The sequence below is a fragment of the Streptomyces sp. P5F9 genome (assembly GCF_057961495.1).
Genome location: NZ_JBXVPZ010000694.1, coordinates 1 through 3,630, shown reverse-complemented (window position 1 = coordinate 3,630; position 3,630 = coordinate 1). Strand labels below are relative to the sequence as shown.

Sequence of the window (3,630 nt, the reverse complement as noted above, 5' to 3'; positions counted from 1 at the left end):
ACCCACCCGCTGGACGTCCAGGACGCGCTGATCCACTACGCGCGCAAGGGCGCCATCATCAACTCCACCTACCAGCTCTAAGGGGGCCGCTGTGAGCGTTGGCACCGAATCGACGAGTACGGCGGTGGATGTGCGCATCATGACCCGTGCCGAACTCGCCCTGCACGGCGTCGCGTTGGACGCCCCCGTACGGCGGCCCGACGGCGCGGGTCCGAGCGGCGACGGCCACGTCCTCATCGACGGTGCCAACGCCGCACTGCCCACCAACCCGGCCAGCCCCTACCGCGTACGCGACGGCAGCGTCTGGCTGGGCGACCAGGACACCGGTCTCGCCCTGACCGCCGTGAGCCGCCCGAAGTTCTACGACCTCACCACCGCCGACGGCACCCCCTACGAGCACATCGCCCGCCTCCACGGCGCCGACGTCCTCGCCACCACCGTCGTGCAGACCTGCATCCGCTACGCCGAGTCCGACCGCTGCCGCTTCTGCACCATCGAGGAGTCCCTGCGTTCGGGCGCCGCGGTCGCCGCCAAGACCCCGGCGCAGCTCGCCGAAGTCGCCGAAGCGGCGGTGCGGTTGGACGGCGTCAGGCAGATGGTCATGACGACGGGCACGACGACCGGCCCCGACCGGGGCGCGCGCAATCTCGTCCGCTCCGTGCGCGCCGTCCTCGAAGCGGTCCCGGGCCTCCCCATCCAGGTGCAGTGCGAACCGCCCGGCGACCTCGGCTGGATCCGTGAACTGCACGACGCCGGCGCCACCACGATCGGCATCCATGTCGAGTCCCTCGACGAGGAGGTGCGCCGGCGCTGGATGCCGGGCAAGTCGACGGTCCCGATGACCGAGTACGAGGCCGCGTGGGGCGAGGCGGTGCGGGTCTTCGGGCCGAACCGTGTCTCCACCTATCTGCTCGTCGGGCTCGGTGAGGATCCGGACGAACTCGTCGCGGGTGCGGGCGAGTTGATCGACCGGGGCGTGTACCCGTTCGTCGTCCCGTTCCGCCCGATGGCCGGCACGCTCGCCGCCCGCGACGGCATCCCGGCACCGAGCGCCGAACTCCTGACGTACGTCACCGAGCGCGTCGCGGCGAGACTTCGCGCCGCCGGGATGACGGGCGCCGGCCAGAAGGCTGGCTGCGCGGCCTGCGGCGCGTGCGGTGTCCTGCAGTCGGCGGGCGGGTGATGTCGATGTACCTGGACGGCTCCGCGGCACCCCTCGTGACGGACGGGCCGGTCGACATCCTGGCGCTGCTCGGCGACCGGAGCACCCTCGCCCGCCGCCCCGCGTTCCACATCGAACAGGCCGCCGACAACGCCGAGTCGGCCGCCTACCGACGGCTGCGCACGGAGACCTTCGTCCACGAACAGGGGCTCTTCACCGGCGACGACCTCGACGACCGTGACACCGACTCCCGTACCGTCGTGCTGATCGCCCGGGCCGCGGACGGCAGTGTGATCGGCGGGGTGCGGCTGGGGCCTGTCGACGGCGGCCCGGACCTCGGCTGGTGGCAGGGCGGTCGACTGGTCGTCGCCCCGCAGGCGCGCGGCCCGCACGGAATCGGGGCGGCACTGGTCCGGGCGGCCTGCGCACGCGCCGAGGCGGAGGGTGTGCTGCGGTTCGACGCGACCGTACAGGCCCGCAACGAGGGGCTCTTCCGACGGCTCGGCTGGCAGTCGGTACGGGCCACGGAGGTCGCCGGTACACCACACGTCCTGATGCGCTGGCCCATCACGCGGATCGCGGCCCAAGTCGCGGCCACGAAAGCCGCGTTGGGCCCCCTGCTCGCCGAACTCCCCGCACCGCCCGGTTTCGTCGGTGACGACGGCGCGCCCGTCCCCGGTACCGACGTGATCGCCGCGTGCGACGCGATCGTGCCGTCGATGGTCGAGCGGGATCCGGAGTGGGCGGGCTGGTGCGCGGTCCTGGTGAACGTCAACGACCTTGCCGCGATGGGTGCTTCGCCGGTCGGACTGCTGGACGCGCTGGGCGCACGCGATGCGGCGCACGCCGCGCTGGTCCTCGCCGGACTGGCCCGGGCGGCGCAGGCCTACGGCGTCCCGGTGCTCGGCGGTCACATCCAACTCGGCGTTCCCGCCGCCCTGTCGGTGACCGCGCTCGGCCGCACCGACCGGCCTGTGCCCGGTGGCGGCGGGCGCCCAGGACACGCCCTACGGCTCACGGCCGACCTCGGCGGCGGCTGGCGCGCGGGATACCGGGGCCGCCAGTGGGACTCGACCACCCGGCGTCGAGCCGACGAACTCCTCACGCTGACAAGGGCGGTGGGCGCCGCGCGACCGGCCGCCGCGAAGGACGTGTCGATGGCCGGGATCGCCGGCACGCTGGGGATGCTCGCCGAGGCGAGCGGCTGCGGGGCGGTGCTCGACGTGGCCGACGTGCCGCGTCCCACGAACGCCTCGATGGGTGACTGGCTGACCTGCTTCCCGGGCTTCGCGGTGCTCACCGCCGACGAGCCGCACGCGCCGCCACTGCCCGCCGGGCCCGCAACAGGCGCCGTATGCGGGGAGTTGACCGCTGGGCAAGGAGTCGGGCTGCGCTGGCCCGACGGAGAGATCACCGTGGCGGTCGCCTCCTCGGTGACCGGAATGGGGACGGCATGAGCACGCTGCGGATGGCGGCCGTGGCCGCCGAGTTCGGCCGCGACCTGGAGGAGGACTTCGCGATCGCCGAACGCCTGATCAAGGAGGCCGGGGAGCAGGGCGTACGACTTCTCGCGCTGCCGGAGGCGTGCCTGGGCGGCTATCTGCTCAGCCTGGACGACGACAGCGCGTTGGACGAGGGGCCGCCCGCCCTCGCCCTCGACGGCCCGGAGATCCGCCGACTGGCCGCCCTGGCCGGGGAGTTGACGGTCGTCGCGGGATACTGCGAGGCAGCTGGGAACGCCCGCTACAACAGCGTCGTCTGCGTCACCGGCGATGGCATCCTCGGCAATCACCGCAAGGTCCATCAGCCGCTCAGCGAGGACGCGAGTTACGCCTCGGGGGACCGTTTCCACGCCTTCGACACACCGGTCGGTCGGCTCGGGATGATGATCTGCTACGACAAGGCGTTCCCGGAGTCGGCGCGGGCCCTGGCGCTGGACGGTGCCGAGATCGGGGTGTGCGTGTCGGCCTGGCCGGGTGCTCGCACGAAGGCGAGCGCCGATCTCGAACAGGACCGCTGGAAGCGGCGTTTCGACCTGTTCGACCGGGCCCGCGCGCTGGAGAACCAGATCGTGTGGCTGTCCGCGAACCAGGCGGGTACGTTCGGGTCGCTACGCTTCGTGGGCAGTGCCAAGGTCGTCGACCCGGGTGGCGAGATCCTCGCCGCCACGGGCGTGACGGCCGGCATCGCCGTCGCCGAACTCGACGTCGCACAGGCCCTGGAGACCGCCCGCCGGTCGATGGGACACCTGCGCGACCGGCGGCCCGAGACCTACGGACCAGCCCCGGGAGCAGTCACCGCATGAGCACCATCCGGATCGCGGCCGCGGCCGCCCACTTCGGCCGCGACCTGGAGTTCGACCTGGCCCGCGTCGCCAAACTCATCGACGACGCCCGCGGCAACGGCGCCGGGCTGCTGGTCCTGCCCGACGCGACCCTCGGCGGCTACCTCGCCGACCTGCGCCGCCC

Annotated in this window: 3 protein-coding genes; all 3 read left to right on the top strand. The window is 73.0% G+C overall.

The features are described from left to right. Window positions 1–91 precede the first annotated feature (91 nt). From AC31A1_RS48620 to AC31A1_RS48610, 3 genes are read left to right on the top strand one after another with little or no spacing between them, the layout of a single operon-like run. The gene (locus tag AC31A1_RS48620) at window positions 92–1,183 is read left to right on the top strand and encodes an MSMEG_0568 family radical SAM protein (RefSeq protein WP_489659462.1); all 1,092 of its coding nucleotides are present in this window, start codon (window positions 92–94) and stop codon (window positions 1,181–1,183) included. Beyond that, window positions 1,183–2,619 (top strand): MSMEG_0567/sll0787 family protein, encoded by a 1,437-nt coding sequence (locus tag AC31A1_RS48615; RefSeq protein ID WP_489659461.1) that lies wholly within the window; start codon window positions 1,183–1,185, stop codon window positions 2,617–2,619. Before AC31A1_RS48620 ends, AC31A1_RS48615 begins: the two co-directional genes overlap by 1 nt. Beyond that, window positions 2,616–3,467, top strand: coding sequence for a carbon-nitrogen hydrolase family protein (locus tag AC31A1_RS48610; protein WP_489659460.1), 852 nt, complete (start codon window positions 2,616–2,618; stop codon window positions 3,465–3,467). Before AC31A1_RS48615 ends, AC31A1_RS48610 begins: the two co-directional genes overlap by 4 nt. The last annotated feature ends 163 nt before the right edge of the window (window positions 3,468–3,630 follow it).

Excerpts from the sequence above, each read along its gene's own strand:
- AC31A1_RS48615 (WP_489659461.1), top strand. The coding sequence starts at position 1,183 with ATGTCGATGTACCTGGACGGCTCCGCGGCACCCCTCGTGACGGACGGG.
- AC31A1_RS48610 (WP_489659460.1), top strand. The coding sequence starts at position 2,616 with ATGAGCACGCTGCGGATGGCGGCCGTGGCCGCCGAGTTCGGCCGCGAC.